The 16,880-nt window shown below is 72.5% G+C and carries 13 protein-coding genes, 4 tRNA genes and 1 other RNA gene; 7 read left to right on the top strand and 11 right to left on the bottom strand.

Features of this window, described 5'->3' with window-relative positions:
• Window positions 1-45 precede the first annotated feature (45 nt).
• The 5 genes from MTF65_RS16105 to purS form a co-directional block, all read right to left on the bottom strand.
• The gene (locus MTF65_RS16105) at window positions 46-567 is read right to left on the bottom strand and encodes an META domain-containing protein (RefSeq protein WP_243629374.1); all 522 of its coding nucleotides are present in this window, start codon (window positions 565-567) and stop codon (window positions 46-48) included.
• A gap of 283 nt (window positions 568-850) precedes the next feature.
• Window positions 851-1,633, bottom strand: coding sequence for a maleylpyruvate isomerase family mycothiol-dependent enzyme (locus MTF65_RS16100; protein WP_243629373.1), 783 nt, complete (start codon window positions 1,631-1,633; stop codon window positions 851-853).
• Between the two features lie 135 nt (window positions 1,634-1,768).
• Window positions 1,769-4,018, bottom strand: coding sequence for a phosphoribosylformylglycinamidine synthase subunit PurL (gene purL, locus MTF65_RS16095; protein WP_243629372.1), 2,250 nt, complete (start codon window positions 4,016-4,018; stop codon window positions 1,769-1,771).
• On the bottom strand, window positions 4,015-4,695 hold the full coding sequence (purQ, locus tag MTF65_RS16090; RefSeq protein WP_243629371.1) for a phosphoribosylformylglycinamidine synthase subunit PurQ: 681 nt from the start codon (window positions 4,693-4,695) through the stop codon (window positions 4,015-4,017). Before purQ ends, purL begins: the two co-directional genes overlap by 4 nt.
• Before the next feature lie 2 nt (window positions 4,696-4,697).
• Complete coding sequence (gene purS / locus MTF65_RS16085) at window positions 4,698-4,949, bottom strand: phosphoribosylformylglycinamidine synthase subunit PurS (RefSeq protein WP_008740952.1); 252 nt, start codon at window positions 4,947-4,949, stop codon at window positions 4,698-4,700.
• Between the two features lie 321 nt (window positions 4,950-5,270).
• Between purS and MTF65_RS16080 the strand changes: the two genes are divergently transcribed.
• The 6 genes from MTF65_RS16080 to MTF65_RS16055 all read left to right on the top strand — a co-directional run bounded on the left by MTF65_RS16080 (window position 5,271) and on the right by MTF65_RS16055 (window position 8,090).
• On the top strand, window positions 5,271-5,588 hold the full coding sequence (locus MTF65_RS16080) for an Lsr2 family protein (RefSeq protein WP_243629370.1): 318 nt from the start codon (window positions 5,271-5,273) through the stop codon (window positions 5,586-5,588).
• 88 nt (window positions 5,589-5,676) lie between these two features.
• Window positions 5,677-5,748, top strand: a tRNA-Gly gene (locus MTF65_RS16075).
• A gap of 72 nt (window positions 5,749-5,820) precedes the next feature.
• Window positions 5,821-5,893, top strand: a tRNA-Gly gene (locus MTF65_RS16070).
• Window positions 5,894-6,148: 255 nt separating this feature from the next.
• Window positions 6,149-7,387: a sensor histidine kinase gene (locus tag MTF65_RS16065; RefSeq protein ID WP_243629369.1), complete on the top strand. Its 1,239-nt coding sequence runs from the start codon at window positions 6,149-6,151 to the stop codon at window positions 7,385-7,387.
• Window positions 7,384-7,995 carry a response regulator transcription factor gene (locus tag MTF65_RS16060; protein WP_243629368.1) on the top strand — a complete coding sequence of 204 codons (612 nt, stop codon included), beginning with the start codon at window positions 7,384-7,386 and terminating at the stop codon, window positions 7,993-7,995. Before MTF65_RS16065 ends, MTF65_RS16060 begins: the two co-directional genes overlap by 4 nt.
• Window positions 7,996-8,017: 22 nt before the next feature.
• A tRNA-Gly gene (locus tag MTF65_RS16055) sits at window positions 8,018-8,090 on the top strand.
• A gap of 51 nt (window positions 8,091-8,141) precedes the next feature.
• On the opposite strand, the gene MTF65_RS16050 is transcribed toward MTF65_RS16055, so the two are convergent.
• The 6 genes from MTF65_RS16050 to ffs all read right to left on the bottom strand — a co-directional run bounded on the left by MTF65_RS16050 (window position 8,142) and on the right by ffs (window position 16,574).
• Window positions 8,142-9,044 (bottom strand): phosphoribosylaminoimidazolesuccinocarboxamide synthase, encoded by a 903-nt coding sequence (locus MTF65_RS16050; RefSeq protein WP_243629367.1) that lies wholly within the window; start codon window positions 9,042-9,044, stop codon window positions 8,142-8,144.
• An 86-nt stretch (window positions 9,045-9,130) separates the two neighbouring features.
• The gene (locus MTF65_RS16045) at window positions 9,131-10,618 is read right to left on the bottom strand and encodes a N,N-dimethylformamidase beta subunit family domain-containing protein (RefSeq protein WP_243629366.1); all 1,488 of its coding nucleotides are present in this window, start codon (window positions 10,616-10,618) and stop codon (window positions 9,131-9,133) included.
• Between the two features lie 173 nt (window positions 10,619-10,791).
• Window positions 10,792-12,432, bottom strand: coding sequence for a hypothetical protein (locus MTF65_RS16040; protein ID WP_243629365.1), 1,641 nt, complete (start codon window positions 12,430-12,432; stop codon window positions 10,792-10,794).
• A 371-nt stretch (window positions 12,433-12,803) separates the two neighbouring features.
• On the bottom strand, window positions 12,804-14,060 hold the full coding sequence (gene purD, locus MTF65_RS16035; RefSeq protein ID WP_243629364.1) for a phosphoribosylamine--glycine ligase: 1,257 nt from the start codon (window positions 14,058-14,060) through the stop codon (window positions 12,804-12,806).
• A gap of 60 nt (window positions 14,061-14,120) precedes the next feature.
• A complete protein-coding gene (locus MTF65_RS16030) occupies window positions 14,121-16,409 on the bottom strand; it encodes a DNA polymerase III subunit gamma and tau (RefSeq protein ID WP_243629363.1) in 2,289 nt (762 codons plus the stop codon).
• 66 nt (window positions 16,410-16,475) lie between these two features.
• An RNA gene (gene ffs, locus MTF65_RS16025) (signal recognition particle sRNA small type) lies at window positions 16,476-16,574 on the bottom strand.
• A 118-nt stretch (window positions 16,575-16,692) separates the two neighbouring features.
• Between ffs and MTF65_RS16020 the strand changes: the two genes are divergently transcribed.
• Window positions 16,693-16,780 (top strand) — tRNA-Ser (locus tag MTF65_RS16020).
• The last annotated feature ends 100 nt before the right edge of the window (window positions 16,781-16,880 follow it).

The raw sequence follows: 16,880 nt of genomic DNA, 5'->3' as shown, positions 1-16,880 counted from the left end.
CGGTTCACGGGCGCGGGGCTGCTTCCGTACCCCGGCTGAGCCGGGTCACTCGACGGCGGAGGCGGCCTGGGCGCCCAGGCCCTTTCCGTCGGGCGCGGTGAGGGTCAGGGCCTGGCCCTGGATCCTCCAGGCGAGCGGGCCGCTGCCGAACAGCTCGGTCAGCGCCCGCTCGACCTCGCCCGCGTCGCCCAGGCAGGCCATCCGGGTCATGGTGAGCGGCCCGAGGGTGAGCGTGGGGCCCTCGACGGTGGCCTTGGCGTTGAACCGGTTGCAGCCGAGGTTGCCGCTCGCAGTGCCGTCGGCGGAGATCGTGAACCGGGCCCGGCCGGCCGCCCCGGCGGGGACGGGGGCCGCGCTCTCACCGCTGAGCAGGGAGTCCACCGTCCACTCGGTCGCTATGAGCGGGGCGTCCGGGACCGGTGGGGTGAGCGTGACCGTGCCGGTCGCGGTGTGCGGGCTCTGCGCGCTCAGGGCGGCGCTGCCGTCACCGCAGCCGGCGGCTGCGGCGGCGAGCACGAGCGCGACGAGGATGACAGGGACGGTGGGGACGCGCCTGAAGGTACGCATGCCCCTTGGACGGACGGCCCGCTCCACCGGTTCCGCCCGGCGTCCCGGCGGCTCGGCGCTCGGCGCTCGGCGCTCGGCACGGGCGAGCCCCCTCCGGTGGCTCCGCCCGGCCGCACGGCGACCGGCGATCGGTACGGGACGGCCCGCTCCGGCGGCTCCGCCCGGCGACCGGCACGGGACGGCCCGCTCCGGCGGTTCCGCCCAGCCGCCGGCGATCGGCACGGTCACGCGGGTCAGCCGGGCGGTCGGTCCGCCGGGCGGCGAGGGGCCGGGCGGCGAGGGTTCAGCCCATCAGCGGGAGCAGCCGGGACAGGTCGGCGCGCTCCCCGCTGGCCCTCACCCGCGCCTCGGACACGGCCTCGGCCCAGTCCGTACGGCCCGTCGCGAGCCGGATCCAGGTCAGCGGGTCGGTCTCCACCACGTTCGGCGGGGTACCGCGCGTGTGCCGGGGCCCCTCCACGCACTGGACCACCGCGAACGGCGGGACCCGTACCTCCACCGAGCCACCCGGGGCGGTCACCGCGAGGGCGTCGGCGAGCAGCCGGGTGCAGGCGGCCAGGGCCTGCCGCTCGATCGGGATGTCCAGGCCGGCGGCCCGGTTGAGGTCATCGGTGTGCACCACGAGCTCCACGGTCCGGGTGACCAGGAAGTCGGCCAGTGTCATGGCCCCGATCCACAGGTTCAGCACCCGGTCGTCGAGGTTCGCGTCGAGCGCCTCGGCCATGCGGGTGGCGGCCCGCTCGAACAGCTCCGGCAGCGGTCCCTCCTCCAGGCTCTCCCTCGCCGCCTCGGCGATCCGCCCCGCGACGGACACGGTGGCGGAGGGCCACTCCACGGCGGTGAGCTCGGCGACGACGGCGGGCGGCCGCTCCAGACCGGCGGCCAGCGAGTCGGCGATCCACGCGGTGTGCGCGCAGAGGTCGGCCACGGTCCAGTCCCCGAGCCCGCTGGGTCGTGCCAGCTGCTCAGGCGTCAGCTCCGCGACGGCGTCGGCGACATGGCCGAACTGCGCGGTCACGGCCGCCCTGATCTTGGCGGGGTCGTACCTGCGGGTCTTGGGTGCCATGCCGGGAGTCTGCCCGATCAGTCGCCGCCGCCGCAGCCGCGCCACCGCGGCCTCGCGCACCTCGGGCGCCCCCACGCGCGAGCCCCCGCCCGGAAGGGATCCGGACGGGGGCTCGTACACGTACGGCAGACGCGATCAGGCGAGCAGCGCCGGGATCGTCGCCTCGTGGGCCTCGCGGAGCTCGGCCAGCGGGAGGGTGAACTCGCCCTGGACCTCGATCTCCTCGCCGTCCACCACGCCGATGCGGGTGGCCGGCAGGCCCCGCGCGCCGCACATGTCGGTGAAGCGGAGCTCCTCGCTGCGGGGGACGGACACGATGGCCCGGCCGGCCGACTCGGAGAACAGGAAGGTGAACGCGTCCAGGCCCTCCGGGACCACGACGCGCGCGCCGTTGCCGCCGCGCAGGCAGGACTCGGTCAGCGCCTGGATGACGCCGCCGTCCGACAGGTCGTGCGCCGCGTCGATCATGCCGTCGCGCGAGGCCGAGATCAGGATCTCGCCCAGCAGCTTCTCGCGGCCCAGGTCCACCTTCGGCGGCATGCCGCCCAGGTGGTCGTGGACGACCTGCGACCAGGCCGAGCCGCCGAACTCCTCGGCCGTGTCGCCCAGCAGGTACAGCAGCTGGCCGGCCTCCGCGAACGCCATCGGCGTACGGCGGTTGACGTCGTCGATCACACCGAGGACCGCCACGACCGGGGTCGGGTGGATCGCGGTGTCGCCCGTCTGGTTGTAGAGCGAGACGTTGCCGCCGGTCACCGGGGTACCCAGCTCCAGGCAGCCGTCCGCGAGACCGCGGGTGGCCTCGGCGAACTGCCACATGACGTCCGGGTCCTCGGGGGAGCCGAAGTTCAGGCAGTCGGAGATCGCGAGCGGCTTCGCGCCGGTCGCGGCGACGTTGCGGTACGCCTCGGCCAGCGCCAGCTGCGCGCCCGTGTACGGGTCGAGCTTGGCGAAGCGGCCGTTGCCGTCGGTGGCCATGGCCACGCCGAGGTTGGTGTCCGCGTCGATACGGACCATGCCCGCGTCCTCGGGCTGCGCGAGGACGGTGTTGCCCTGCACGAAGCGGTCGTACTGGTCGGTGACCCAGGACTTCGAGGCCTGGTTCGGGGACGAGACCAGGGCGAGGACCTGCGCGCGCAGCTCCTCGGAGGTCTGCGGCCGGGCCAGCTTGCCCGCGTCGTCCGCCTGGAGCGCGTCCTGCCAGGAGGGGCGCGCGTAGGGGCGGTGGTAGGTCGGGCCCTCGTGGGCGACCGTGCCGGGGGGCACGTCCACGATCAGCTCGCCGTGCCAGTAGATCTCCAGCTGCTCGCCGTCGGTCACCTCACCGATGACGGTGGCGATGACGTCCCACTTCTCGCAGATCTCCATGAAGCGCGCGACGTGCTGCGGCTCGACGATCGCGCACATGCGTTCCTGCGACTCGCTCATGAGGATTTCCTCGGGCGAGAGGGTCGCGTCGCGCAGCGGGACGGTGTCCAGCTCGACGCGCATGCCGCCGGAACCGGCGGAGGCCAGCTCGCTCGTGGCGCAGGAGAGCCCGGCGCCGCCGAGGTCCTGGATGCCGGCGACCAGCTTCTCCTTGAAGATCTCCAGGGTGCACTCGATGAGGAGCTTCTCCTGGAAGGGGTCGCCTACCTGGACCGCGGGGCGCTTGGTCGGCTTGGAGTCGTCGAAGGTCTCCGAGGCCAGTACGGACACGCCGCCGATGCCGTCGCCGCCGGTGCGGGCGCCGTAGAGGATGACCTTGTTGCCGGGGCCGGAGGCCTTGGCGAGGTGGATGTCCTCGTGCTTCATCACGCCGATGCAGCCGGCGTTGACGAGCGGGTTGCCCTGGTAGCAGGCGTCGAAGACGACCTCGCCGCCGATGTTGGGCAGGCCCAGGCAGTTGCCGTAGCCGCCGATGCCCGCGACCACGCCCGGCAGGACGCGCTTGGTGTCGGGGTGGTCGGCCGCGCCGAAGCGCAGCGGGTCCACGACCGCGACCGGGCGGGCGCCCATGGCGAGGATGTCGCGGACGATGCCGCCGACGCCGGTGGCCGCGCCCTGGTAGGGCTCGATGTACGAGGGGTGGTTGTGCGACTCGACCTTGAAGGTGACCGCGTAGCCCTGGCCGACGTCGACGACGCCGGCGTTCTCGCCGATGCCGACGAGCATGGCGTCGCTCGCGGGCTTCTTCTCGCTGAACTGGGCGAGGTGGACCTTGCTGCTCTTGTACGAGCAGTGCTCGGACCACATGACCGAGTACATGGCGAGCTCGGCGCCGGTGGGCCGGCGGCCGAGGATCTCCCGGATGCGGGCGTACTCGTCCTCCTTGAGGCCGAGTTCCTTCCAGGGCTGGGAGGCGTCCGGCGTCTCGGTGGCGTTCTTTACGGTGTCGAGGCTCATGCGGAGACCAGCTTCTTCAGTACCGAGGTGAAGAACGGGAGGCCGTCGGTGCGGCCCGTCCCGATCAGCGGCTCGACCGCGTGCTCGGGGTGCGGCATGAGGCCGACGACGTTGCCCGCGGCGTTGGTGATACCGGCGATGTCGCGCAGCGAGCCGTTGGGGTTGCCGTCGAGGTACCGGAAGGCCACGCGGCCTTCGGCCTCCAGCTCGTCGAGCACGCGCTCGGCGGCGACGTACCGGCCGTCCATGTTCTTGAGCGGTACGGAGATCTCCTGGCCGGCGGTGTAGTCGCCGGTCCACGCGGTCTCCGCGTTCTCCACCTTCAGCTTCTGCTCGCGGCAGATGAAGTGCAGGTCGGTGTTCCGGAGCATCGCCCCCGGCAGCAGGTGGGCCTCGGTGAGGATCTGGAAGCCGTTGCAGATGCCGAGGACGGGCATGCCGGCCTTGGCCTGCTCGATGATGGTCTCCATCACCGGCGAGAAGCGGGAGATGGCTCCGGCGCGCAGGTAGTCCCCGTAGGAGAAGCCGCCCGCGAGGACGACCGCGTCGACCTGGTGCAGGTCCTTGTCGCGGTGCCACAGCGAGACCGGCTCCGCCCCCGCGAGGCGGACGGCGCGCAGCGAGTCACGGTCGTCGAGCGTTCCGGGGAACGTGACGACTCCGATGCGAGTGGTCACCGTCAGGCCTCGACCTTCACGGTGAAGTCTTCGATGACGGTGTTGGCGAGGAACGTTTCGGCCATCTTGTGGATGCGGTCGAGGGCGGCCTGGTCGACCGGTCCCTCGACTTCCAGCTCGAAACGCTTCCCCTGGCGGACGTCGGCGATGCCCTCGAAGCCCAGGCGCGGCAGTGCACGCTGCACCGCCTGGCCCTGGGGGTCGAGGATCTCCGGCTTGAGCATGACGTCGACTACGACGCGTGCCACTGGCACTCCCGATGAGGTGGTTGGTGCGAAGGCGGTTCCCTCAGCGTACCCGGCCAAAATTTCTACGCGGGTAGATATCGGGCGGCCGCGATCTCCGAGCGGTTTCGGCTTCACCAACGCTTCGCAAAATCCTCCGGAAAACCACGCACCCGGGATTGCGGCGGGACACGCGGAGAGAATTAACTGGGCTTCGCAATTTAAAGGGAATCGCGGTACAAAGGAATCCCTCGGCATTCCTGCCGAAAGTTGCATTGCTCCGAAACATCCACACAGTCGACATCACCGCACGTCAGCACGTGGCGAGGTCGCACGAAGGGACCGATATCCGTGGCGCAGCGCGTAGTAGTCACGATCTCCGACGACATCGATGGCGGAGAAGCGTCGGAAACGGTCGTGTTCGCTCTTGACGGTAAGACGTACGAGATCGACCTCAATGAGGCCAACGCAAAGAAACTGCGGGAGAGCCTGGCTCCCTTCGTGGCCGCCGCCCGCCGCCAGTCCCGCTCGGGGAAGGCGTTCAAGCACACGGCGATCGCGCCGGACCCGGCCGTCGTACGGGCCTGGGCACGCTCGAACCAGTTCGACGTGCCGCCGCGCGGCCGCATCCCGAAGCGGGTCTACGAGGCCTACAACGAAGCTCACTGAGGGCCGATTTGCCATCCACCCCCTCCGATCGGCTAGTGTGTGGATCACGCCGAGGGGCCAGACCGCAGGTCAAAGCCCCGAACGTCGTGCGGGTGTAGTTCAGTAGCAGAACACCCCCCTTCCAGGGGGGAGGCGCAGTGTGCGATCCCTGTCACCCGCTCTGCATCGCTTTCCGACCACTACGGTGAATCGGGTACAGTGATGCTCGTACTGCCCCGGCAGTGCACTGCATGCGGACGTAGCTCAGTTGGTAGAGCACCACCTTGCCAAGGTGGATGTCGCGCGTTCGAGTCGCGTCGTCCGCTCTGTATGCAAGAAGGCCCCGATCATTGCGATCGGGGCCTTCTTCGTGTTCCCCCCGCTTTCCCCCGCGTGTGACCCCGGACACCCTGACAAATGTCATCGCGGGTTATGACAGCGCCCACTGCCGACCCGGTCGGGTCACCGCGAGCCTTGAGTCATGACTGACGCTGGCCTGGATCATGATCACGGTGTTTGCTGTCCAGAAGTGGTTCCGGTGGGAACCGCGCCGCTGGGAACGAAGTCGGGGGGCCGGGGTCGTGTCGAAGCTGACCGGGTGGTGGAGGAATCGCAGCAGCGCGGCGAAGGTCGAGCTGTACACGCGCTGGTCCTTCCACCTCTTCGTCCTCATCGAGATCATGTCGTTCGGGCTGTCCGCGGTCGCTTCCGCCGACGGTCGGACCTCCTCGCCGGCGGTCTCGCTCTCGCTCTTCCTGCTGGTCTGCGCGCACGCCGTGCTGATCGGCTTCCTCTCCTCCAGGGCGCTGGACTGGATCGTGGGCCGACGTGAGCGCCCGGTGCGGTTGGCCGTGGTGACGAGCGCCGTGACGGCCGCGGCCTGCCTGGCCGTCCTCGTGCTCCGCAAGTCCGGGCACGTCGCCGACACCGTGGCATCGATGCTGGTGCTGGGCATGACCTGCTTCGCGACCGGAACCCTGGTGCTGTGCCTGAAGCGGGTCCGCCACATGTGGTGCGTCGCCCCGGCCTCGGCGGTGGGCACGGGCCTGGCGGTGCTCGCGCTGGGCCTGCCGGTGGGCGAGGTCTTCGGGTATGTCTTCGGGGTGCTGCTGAGTGGCCTGTTCCTCAGCTTCGCCTCCGGGTTCTCCGGCTGGCTACTGAAGGCGATCTACGAGCTGGACCGCGCCCGGGAGCTCCAGTCACAGCTGGCGGTGGCCGAGGAGCGGCTGCGCTTCGGGCGGGACCTGCACGACGTGATGGGCCGCAACCTCGCGGTGATCGCGCTCAAGAGCGAGCTGGCGGTGCAGCTGGCGCGCCGCGACCGCCCCGAGGCGGTGGACCAGATGATCGAGGTGCAGCGGATCGCGCGGGAGGCGCAGCGCGAGGTACGGGATGTGGTGCGCGGCTACCGGGAGGCGGACCTCTCGGTGGAACTGGAGGGCGCGCGCGGGGTGCTGAGCGCCGCCGGGATGAGCTGCCGGGTCGAGTTCGAGGCCGGCCGGGAACTGCCCGCCGACGTGCAGTCCGCCCTCGGCTGGGTGGTGCGGGAGGCGACCACGAACGTCCTGCGGCACGGGGACGCGCGCAGCTGTGTGATCCGGCTGACGGTGGACGACGAGGGCACGCTGACGCTGCTGGTGGAGAACGACGGGGCGCCCGAGACCCCGACCGGGCCGCCGGGCTCGGGGCTCGCCGGGCTGCGGGAGCGGCTCGCGGTGGTGGACGGCACCCTGTCGGCGGGTCCGGTGGACGGCGGCCGGTTCCGGCTGCTGGCGGAGGTCCCGGGCCGACAACTGCGAGGACTGGAGGTGCGGGCGTGAGCCCCGTACGCGTACTGCTGGCCGATGACGAGCACCTGATCAGGGGTGCGCTGGCCGCGCTGCTGGCCCTGGAGGACGATCTGCTGGTCGTCGCGGAGGCGGCTTCGGGTCCCGAGGCCCTGGCGATGGCGCGGGCGCACCGCCCGGATGTGGCGGTGCTGGATCTGCAGATGCCGGGGAGCGACGGTGTGAGTGTGGCCACAGCCTTGCGGGCCGAACTCCCCGACTGCAAGAGCATGATCGTGACGAGTCACGGCCGTCCCGGGCACCTGAAGCGGGCGCTGGCGGCGGGGGTGCGGGCCTTCGCCCCGAAGACGGTGTCGGCGCAGCGGCTGGCCGAGCTGATCCGGACCGTGCACGCCGGAGGGCGTTACGTGGACCCGGAGTTGGCGGCCGACGCGATCAGCGCGGGGGACTCGCCGCTGACCGCGCGCGAGGCGGAGGTACTGGAACTGGCGGGGGACGGGGCGCCGATAGCGGAGATCGCGGAGCGGGCCTCGCTGTCACAGGGGACCGTACGGAACTACCTGTCCTCGGCGGCGTCGAAGCTGGGCGCCGAGAACCGGCACACGGCGGTGCGTCTCGCACGGGAGCGAGGTTGGGTATAGTGGTTCTCGCGTTACGGCGCATGCGGACATAGCTCAGTTGGTAGAGCACCACCTTGCCAAGGTGGATGTCGCGCGTTCGAGTCGCGTTGTCCGCTCTGTAGTGCAGAAAGCCCCCGGTCCTCACGGCCGGGGGCTTCTTCGTTGTCCTACGACCAGGTGTGGCCGGTCAGCCGCTCGTACGCCTCGATGTACTTGGCGCTGGTCTGCTCGACGACGTCCTGCGGGAGGGCCGGCGGCGGAAGCTCGCCCTTGCGGTCCCAGCCGGAGGCCGGGGAGGCCAGCCAGTCGCGGACGAACTGCTTGTCGAAGGAGGGCTGGGCGTGGCCCGGCTCCCACTGGTCGGCCGGCCAGAAGCGGGAGGAGTCCGGGGTCAGCACCTCGTCGGCGGCCACCAGGGTGCCGTCCTTGTCGAAGCCGAACTCGAACTTGGTGTCCGCCAGGATGATCCCGCGGTCGCGGGCGATGTCGCGGGCCCGCCCGTACACGGCCAGGGTGGTCTGGCGCAGCAGCGCCGCCGTCTCGGCGCCGGTGGTGCGCGCGACCTCCTCGTAGGAGACGTTCTCGTCGTGCTCGCCGACCTCGGCCTTGGCGGCCGGGGTGAAGATCGGCCCGGGCAGCTCGGAGCCGTCCACGAGGCCCTCGGGGAGGGCGAGTCCGCAGACCGTACGGGTCTGCTCGTACTCGGCGAGGCCGGAGCCGGTGAGGTAGCCGCGGGCCACGCACTCGACCGGGACCATCTCCAGGTTCTTGCAGATCAGGGTGCGGCCGGCCCAGTCGGCGGGGGCGCCGGCGGGCAGCTCGGTGCCGAGGACGTGGTTCGGGACGAGGTCCTGGAGCTGGTCGAACCACCAGAGGGAGAGCTGGGTGAGGACGCGGCCCTTGTCCGGGATCTCGGTGGGGAGCACCCAGTCGAAGGCGGACATGCGGTCGCTGGCCACCATGACGAGGTTGCCGTCCTCGTCGCGGTAGAGGTCGCGCACCTTGCCGGTGTGGAGGTGGACGAGGCCGGGCACCTGAACCGGCTCGGGCTTTTCGACGAATCCGGACACGGGGTCTCCCTGTGGTTCTGTACGAGCGCGGTCCCATTCTCCCGTACGGGACCCCGCGCACGCGCCAGGGGGTCTCGGTCCGGGGCTCAGTCGCGCTTGCAGATCCGGTCGAGGAGGTTGGCGGTGGCCCGCTGGACCCGCTCGTCGACGTGGCCGGGGCGGTCGAGCGCCGGGGACCAGGCGAAGGTGCCGGAGGCGAAGACCAGGGCCCCGCTGGGCGCCCGGTAGAGGGAGGTCTCCTGGTGGCGCTTGTGCCCGTCGCCGTCGAGGTACGGGGAGTGCGCGAGCAGGATCCGGTCCTGGTGCTCGGGGAGCTGGGTGCGCGGGAAGTAGCGGTCGGCCTCGCCCGCGACCAGGCCGTCGAGTTCGTCGTTCTCGGTGGCTCCGGTGGAGTCCCACAGCCAGTGCGTGGCGTTGCGCACGATCAGCGGAGCGGGCTCGGGGACGCGACCCGCGTACTGGATGCCGAGCAGTTGCTGCTCCGGGCGGTCGATCTCGCGCCACAGGCTGGGGCGGCCGGGGCCGCGGCGTTTTCGGCAGGTGAGGAGCCGGTCGGGCACTCCGGAGGGGGAGGGGGCCAGTTCGACCTGCCAGTACATGGTGTTGGCGGAGAGGAAGACGAGGGAGGTGCCGTGGTCGCGGGCGCGCTCGGCGGTGCGGCGCATGGGGGCCGACCAGTACTCGTCGTGGCCGGGGAAGACCAGGCCGCGGTAGCGGGTGGGGTCGATGCGGCCGGCGTGCAGGTCGCGGGTGTCGGCGTAGGCGAGGTCGTAGCCGTAGCGCTCGGCCCAGCGGATGAAGTCGTAGGCGTGGCCCACGTGGAGGGGCAGCCCGGCGCCGGCGTAGGGGCGGTCGAAGGAGACGGTGATGGCCGCGTCCTCCTGGCCGAGCAGACGGCCGTCCTCGTCCCAGGCGTGGTAGAGGCTGGCCCCGGTGCGGCCGTCCTCGGGGTACAGGTTGTAGGCCTGCCAGGTGATGTCGGGGAGCAGGAGCAGCAGATCGGCCGGGTGGTCGTCGCGGACCGTGAACGGGATGTGGGACCGGTACCCGTCGGCGGTGGTGAGGACGGCGACGTACGCGCCGAGGTTCCAGTAGGAGGGGACCTGGAGCCGCCAGGAGAGCCACCAGTGGTGGCAGGAGACGGTGCGGTCGGCGGTGAGGGGGGCCGGCTGGACGATGCCGGAGAGGCGGGGGCTGGTGGTGATCTTGGAGGCGCCGTCGCCGCCGTAGTGGCCGATGCGGTAGACGTCCACGGAGAACTGCTGGGGTGGGTCGACGGTGATGTGGAAGTCGATGGCCTCGCCGGGGGCGACGGCTCCGGTGGAGGCGAACCCCTTGATCTGCCGGTGCACGTCGTCGGCGGTACGGGGGCCGCCGTTGCCGCGGGCGCGGGGGATCTGGCCGCCCGTGCCGGCCGCCGCGGCCGGGTCCACGTACCAGGGGACGACCTGGCCGGTGTCGTCGAAGTAGAGCTCGCTGCCCCGGAACCACGGCAGGGGGCCCTGGCCGAAGGGATCGTTCACCGCGTGCGCGAGCGCACCTGATTCCCATCGCCGGATCTGGTCCGCACCCATACCGCTCCCCTCCCTCGCTCCCCCGAACTCCACTGATACGGCGTACGGCCGCGCTGCCGCCGCTCCGCTCACGAGAAGTGTGCCCGCGACCGGTCCCCAGCACATCACATAACGCACGCACTCCGTCACTGTTCGCCATAACCGGCCGTATCCCGCGACCGCGCGAGCGGGGGTCACACCAGGCGGACCGGCTTCTCCGGGCGTACGCCGACCTCCGTGAGCCAGCCCCGCAGGGGTTGGGGATCCCCGTCCTCGACGAGGGACAGCACGCGCGGCGCCAGGTCCGAGCGCCGGTCGCCGCAGACCAGCAGCACCGGGCCGTCCAGCCAGTCCAGGCCCGGAGCGGCACCGGCCGAGTCCACGGCCGCGCAGCACACCAGCGCCGTCACGTGGTCGGCCAGCAGATCCCGCCCGCTGCGCGGCGCCTGCAGCGGGAGCAACGGCAGGGCGTGCGCGGCGCGGGCCTTACCCGGGCTCCCGGCCCGTTCCTCCCGGGCCAGGTCCGCGCTGAGCCGGCCGGCCAGAGCCTCCCCGGCCGCGCCGTCCCCGCCCGGGTCCGTCAGGTACGCCAGCACGCGTTCCAGCGTCGGCCCGGTCGGCCCCGGCGGGGCCCCGACCGGTTCCGCGGGGACGGAGAGCGCGTCGAGGGCGGCATGCAGACGGGCCGCCTCGGTACGCCACTTGCGGTCCACGACCTCGTCCGGATACTCCGCCCAGTCCACCGGCGCCCAGTCCGGCCCGGCCTCGGCCGGGCCGCCGTGGAACAGCCGCGCGGCGAGCAGCGAGGCCGCCTCGTCGATCACGCCGGGCCGCTCCAGCAGGTCACACGCGGGCCGCTCGCCCAGTCGCGAGGTGTACCCGTCGGCCAGCCGGTCCCGCCGGGACAGCTCGGTCAGTGCCGACACCACACCCGCGTCGAGGTGCGCCGGCCAGCGGCCCATCCGCCAGGCGGGCAGCGCCACCCGGGTCAGTAGCCGGTCCCAGCCCGCGTAGGCCAGCCCGACCTGCTCCTGGGCCAGGATCCGCAGCCCGTAATCCACATCCTGTGCACGCGCGGAGGCGGCCGCGGCCACCCCGCGCTCCATCTCGGTGGCGTCCTCCCGGCACAGCCGCAGCAGCAGCCGCGCCGGCCGGGCTATCCAGCCCATGCCCCGCCGGTTGCCCACATCCACGGCGGCGTCGAGACCGCGCACAAAGCCTCGCGCGTCGGCTATGTCCGGGTGCGCGGAAGGACCGGTACCCGCGACGACCGGGGCCAGCACCGCCCGGAGCTCGGCGACCCGCATCCACCACAGGAACGGGGAGCCGATCACCAGCACGGGGGCCGCCCCCGGCTCGGTCTCGGGGCCGGCGGATATGCCGCCCGCCCCGCCGGCCCGGCCCGCGCCGCGCCGGTGCGCCGCGTGCGTACGGTCCTCCAGCCAGCTGTCGCAGTCCGGGGTCAGGGCTATCGCGGAAGGCGCCGGCACGTCCATCCGGTCGGCGAGATCCCGCACGAGCCGGTAGAGGTCGGGCGCGGCGGTCTCCGCCAGCGGCACCGTCGGCGTCAGGGCGGGGCTCGCCCGCAGCACCACCGCGGCGAACGTCCCGCCGACCAGCAGCACCAGCGCGGCGACCGCGCAGGCGACGAGGGTCACGGCGGGCCAGGGGTCGGCGGGCAGCCGGCCCGTCATCCGGGCGGCCACGAGCACCACCGCGACGGCGGCGGGCAGCAGGAGGGCGGCCAGCGCCCTGCTGCGGACCCGCAGCACGGCCAGGGCCCGGGAGCGCGCGGACGGCGCGCCCCCTTCGACGATCGAACCGGTTCCGGACACGGCCGGACCTCACCCCCTCTGCCCTGCGGCGGCTTTGCTCACTCCCCCACTGTGACACCCGCCACTGACATCGCAATGCCGGTGGGCCATGTGCCGGAATGCTTGCGCCGCACCCTAGTTGGGGGCGGGGCGGACGTCAGGCGGACGGGGTGACCATCACCCGATGGAATGGCTTTGGGTAAAGGTGGGTGCGTTCGAACGCGGCCGGATGCACTCGTACGCGGACATGCGCGCGGGCCCGGGCGCACCAGGGTGCGCGCCGGGCCCGCAAGGTCCGTGAAGCCCCTGTTCAGCGGCTGACCGCGGCTGAACAGGGGCTGACGGCGGGGTTCGGCGGGGTGTCGGCGGGGGTCAGCTGGTGGCGGCGGTTGTCAGCGGACCTCGCCCGCCGCCTTCGCGGCGATGTCCGTGCGGTACTGCGAGCCGTCCAGCCGGATCCGCGCGACGGCCTTATACGCCCGCTCCCGCGCCTGCGCCAGATCGGAACCGGTCGCCGTCACCGACAGCACGCGTCCGCCCGCGCTGACCACCGCGTCACCCTCGCGCCGGGTCCCGGCGTGCAGCACGTACGCCTCGGGCGCGTCCTGCGCGGCGACCTCGGCCAGGCCCTCGATCGGGTCCCCGGTACGCGGGGTGTCGGGGTAGTTGTGCGAGGCGATGACCACCGTGACGGCCGCGTCCTCGCGCCAGGTGAGCGGGGGCTCGGTGTCGAGGGTCCCGTTGGCCGCGTTCAGCAGCACGCTCGCGAGCGGGGTGCGCAGCCGGGCCAGGACCACCTGGGTCTCGGGGTCGCCGAAGCGGGCGTTGAACTCGATGACGCGGACGCCGCGCGAGGTGATCGCGAGACCGGCGTAGAGCAGGCCGGAGAACGGGGTGCCGCGGCGGCGGAGCTCGTCCACCGTCGGCTGGAGCACGCTCTCCATGACCTCGTCGACGAGCTTCGGGTCGGCCCAGGGCAGCGGGGAGTACGCGCCCATGCCGCCGGTGTTGGGGCCCTCGTCGCCGTCGAGCGCGCGCTTGAAGTCCTGCGCGGGCTGGAGCGGCAGCACGGTGACGCCGTCGGTGATGGCGAAGAGGGACACCTCGGGGCCGTCGAGGTACTCCTCGATGACGACCCGGTCGCAGCCCAGCGCGTGCGCGCGGGCGGCGGCCAGGTCCTCGGTGACGACGACGCCCTTGCCGGCGGCGAGGCCGTCGTCCTTGACGACGTACGGGGCGCCGAAGGCGTCGAGGGCGGCGTCCACCTCTTCCGGGGTGGTGCAGACGTAGCTGCGCGCGGTCGGGACCCCGGCCGCGGCCATCACGTCCTTGGCGAACGCCTTGGAGCCCTCCAGCTGGGCCGCCTCGCCGGACGGGCCGAAGACGGGGATGCCGGCCGCGCGCACGGCGTCGCCGACTCCGGCGACCAGCGGGGCCTCCGGACCGACGACGACCAGGTCGGCGCCGAGTTCGGTGGCGAGAGCGGCGACGGCATCGCCGTCGAGGGCGTCGACCGGGCGGAGCTCGGCCACCTCGGCGATGCCGGCGTTGCCGGGAGCGCAGTACAGCGCGGAGACGTCGGGGTCGAGGGACAGAGAGCGGCACAGGGCATGTTCGCGGGCGCCGCCGCCGATGACGAGGACCTTCACGCCATGAAGCGTAGCCCGCGCTCCGGATTCACTTTCGTGCGGCCACCCAATGAGACGGCCCTACTCGTTCGTATATTCCTCTACAACGGTGGCTCCGAGCTCGCGCACGATGAGGTCGTGTCCGGTCAGCGCGCTCTCGACGAGATCCGGATCATCCTCTTCCGGTACGTCGTCTTCGGGCGCGACCGGCGGCGGTGCCTGCTGTTGCTGTACGGGAGGCTGCTGCGCGGAAGCGGACTGCTGGGGCGGCTGGTACCGCGGCTGCTGCGGGGCCGGGGCCTGCTGGGACGGCGCCGCCGGAGCGGCGGGCGGCTGGCCGTAGGCGGGCGCGGGCGGAGCCGCGTAGGAGCCCTGGGGCGCGGGCTGGCCGCCCCCGCCGACCACGGCGTCGATCTTCCAGTTGACCTGGAACTGCTCGGCCAGGACCGCCTTGAGCACATCCTCGCTGCCGCTGCTCGCGAAGTTGTCGCGGGCTCCGGCGTTGGGGAAGCCGAGCTGCAGGGTCGTCCCGTCGAAGCCGGTGACCTGGGCGTTCTGGCTGAGCAGGATCCAGGTGAAGCGGCGGCGGTTCTTGACGGCCTCCAGTACGCCGGGCCACATCGCCTGGACCTGGCCGACGCCGGCGGCCATGCCGGGGGACGGTGCGGCGGGCTGCTCCGCGGGGGCGGAAGCGGCGGGCGCGGGGGTGGGCGCGGGGGCCCCCGTCCCGGGTGCGGTGGCGCTGGGCCAGGCACCGGCGGCGGGAGCCGTCGGGGCCGGGGCGGCGGGAGTGGCCGGGGCGGCGGGAGCGCCCGGAGTGGCCGGAGCGCCCGGAGTGGCGGCTCCCGGCCAGGCGCCGGGGGCCCCGGACCCGGGCTGCGCGGCACCGGGCCAGGCCCCGGGGGCGGGGGTGGCGGGAGCGGGTGCGGCCGGCGGCGGTGCCTGGACAGGCGCGGCAGCGGCAGCGGCCGACGGAACGGGGGCGGGGGCGGGGGCTGACGGAACCGGGGCGGGGGCAGCAGCGGGGGCCGACGGAACCGGAACCGGGGCGGGCGGAGCCGTCGCCTCCGGCCCTGGACCCCGTACGGCCGCCCGCGCGGCCACGACACCGCCACCGGGCCCGGCGGGCGCCATGCCGTGCGCCTCGGGCCCCGGCACGTACCCCATGGCGGGCCCGGCGGCGGGCGGGGCGGCCAGGACGGCCGCACCCATGCCACCCCGCTCCAGGCGGTCGAGCCGCGCCTGGAAGGACCGCTCGTCATCGAAGGCGGCGGGAAGCAGCACGCGGGCGCAGATCAGCTCCAGCTGCAGCCGGGGCGAGGTCGCGCCGCGCATCTCCGTAAGCCCCGTATTGACCAGGTCGGCGGCGCGCGACAGCTCGGCCGCCCCGAAGACGGAGGCCTGGGCCTGCATCCGCTCGACGACATCGGCGGGGGCGTCGATCAGCCCCTTCTCCCCGGCGTCGGGCACGGCGGCCAGGATCACCAGGTCGCGCAGTCGCTCCAGCAGGTCGGCGACGAACCGGCGCGGGTCGTTCCCGCCCTCGACCACGCGGTCCACGACCTCGAAGGCGGCGGCGCCGTCACCGGCGGCGAAGGCGTCCACCACCGCGTCCAGCAGCGAACCGTCCGTATATCCGAGCAGCGAGGTCGCCATGGCATACGTCACACCCTGGTCGGTGGCGCCGGCGAGCAGCTGGTCCATGACGGACATGGAGTCACGCACCGACCCGGCCCCGGCGCGGACGACGAGCGGCAGCACGCCGTCCTCGACCGTGGCCCCCTCCCGCCCGCAGACCTCGCCCAGGTAGTCCCGCAGGGTGCCGGGCGGCACCAGCCGGAAGGGGTAGTGGTGCGTACGCGACCGGATGGTCCCGATGACCTTCTCGGGCTCGGTCGTGGCGAAGATGAACTTGAGGTGCTCCGGCGGCTCCTCGACCACCTTCAGCAGAGCGTTGAAGCCCGCCGAGGTGACCATGTGGGCCTCGTCGATGATGTAGATCTTGTACCGGCTGGCGGCGGGGCCGAAGAAGGCCTTTTCCCGCAGGTCACGGGCGTCGTCCACACCACCGTGCGAGGCCGCGTCGATCTCGATGACGTCGATCGAACCCGGCCCGTTCCTGGCGAGGTCCTTGCACGACTGGCACTCCCCGCAGGGTGTGGGGGTGGGACCTTGCTCACAGTTCAGGCAGCGGGCCAGGATGCGCGCGCTGGTGGTCTTGCCACAGCCGCGCGGACCGCTGAACAGGTACGCGTGATTGACCCGGTTGTTCCGCAGGGCCTGCATCAGGGGGACAGTGACATGCTCCTGTCCGATGACCTCGGCGAACGACTCGGGGCGGTAGCGGCGGTACAGCGCAAGGGACGACACGTCTACGAGGTTATCCGGGCCCACCGACAACAGCGGCCCGCCGACCTCCACCGGCACCGCCCGAGAACGCAAAGCGCCCCCCACGCACCCGCCAGAGCCCACTTACCCTTGCTGCCTTCCGGCCCTGGGGGAGTTGGGTGAGATAGCGCCACGTGAGGGGCTGAGCCCACCCTAGCGGATCCCCACCCCCAGAATCGACCCGCACCCCCACCTGGTCCCCGCCCAGCCCCCGCCCGACGATCACGTTCGCGAGCACCCCTCAACGTCTTGTATTGTTTGCGGCGGAGGATTCGCCTAGTGGCCTAGGGCGCACGCTTGGAAAGCGTGTTGGGGGCAACCCCTCACGAGTTCGAATCTCGTATCCTCCGCCAGTGCCTCACCGGGCACTTGAAGGCCCCGACCGGGAAACCGGCCGGGGCCTTCTGCGTTCCCTGGTCTCAGTTCCAGTCTCAGTTATTTGCCGCACAACCG

This window comes from Streptomyces sp. APSN-46.1 (genome assembly GCF_022815725.1).
Classification (GTDB): domain Bacteria; phylum Actinomycetota; class Actinomycetes; order Streptomycetales; family Streptomycetaceae; genus Streptomyces.
The sequence above is the reverse complement of the archived record's forward strand: the minus strand, read 5'-3'. Positions and strand labels throughout refer to the sequence as shown.

Coding starts and splice junctions, on each gene's coding strand:
- MTF65_RS16105 (WP_243629374.1), bottom strand. CDS start 567: ATGCGTACCTTCAGGCGCGTCCCCACCGTCCCTGTCATCCTCGTCGCG.
- MTF65_RS16100 (WP_243629373.1), bottom strand. CDS start 1,633: ATGGCACCCAAGACCCGCAGGTACGACCCCGCCAAGATCAGGGCGGCC.
- purL (WP_243629372.1), bottom strand. CDS start 4,018: ATGAGCCTCGACACCGTAAAGAACGCCACCGAGACGCCGGACGCCTCC.
- MTF65_RS16045 (WP_243629366.1), bottom strand. CDS start 10,618: ATGGGTGCGGACCAGATCCGGCGATGGGAATCAGGTGCGCTCGCGCAC.